Here is a 631-nt window from a genome sequence, read left to right as displayed (position 1 = left end):
GCTGATCATGTCTGTCGTTCTCCGCTGGCAGGGCGTCAAGTCAATGATGGCAGATTGCTGGGGTTTTTAGAGGCTCCTACGAGCCGGAGCTTTCGTTCGGGAACACCGCACCGATCGCATCGTCGTCGTCGAACAGGTTGTAGACCGACAACTGCAGCCGGCCACCAGCGAGAAACCCCGCATCCTCGCCTTGATAGCCAACGCTGCCGTTGAGGATGAAGGTGGCATCCACCTGGTCGGTATTGAGCGTGTCGCCGTCGCGCTTGCCGGTGTACTTGGTGTCGAGGTTGGCGAAGAAAGAATCGCCTTCCCAGCCGCCGTTGACGCTGAACATCACCTTGGGCGCATCCGGTACTTCGTTGCCTTCCACCTGCACCAGGTTGCCGCTGACCGGGCCCAAGTCGTTGTCCTGGAATTCGCATGTGTTCCAGGTCAGCGATACACCGATCCGCCAGCGCGGTGCAGGCTTCCACATGCCGGCTACTTCTGCCACATCGGTCTGCACGTCGCCGACGTTGGCATAGACGGTGGGCGCAACCACCAGCGGGTCCGGATCTGAGGTTTCCCCACGTTTTCCCGAGATAGATCAGCTGGTTGCACCCGGATCGTGTAGAAACAAGTGCGCGCATGG

Annotated in this window: 1 pseudogene; it reads right to left on the bottom strand. The window is 60.1% G+C overall.

The annotated features are described in order from the left end of the window. Positions 1 to 76 precede the first annotated feature (76 nt). Positions 77 to 559 (bottom strand): annotated as a pseudogene (locus XpopCFBP1817_RS21055) (TonB-dependent receptor); the annotation flags it as partial. Positions 560 to 631: the final 72 nt, after the last annotated feature.

This window comes from Xanthomonas populi (assembly GCF_002940065.1).
Taxonomy (GTDB): domain Bacteria; phylum Pseudomonadota; class Gammaproteobacteria; order Xanthomonadales; family Xanthomonadaceae; genus Xanthomonas; species Xanthomonas populi.
This window is presented reverse-complemented; position numbering and strand designations above follow the sequence as displayed.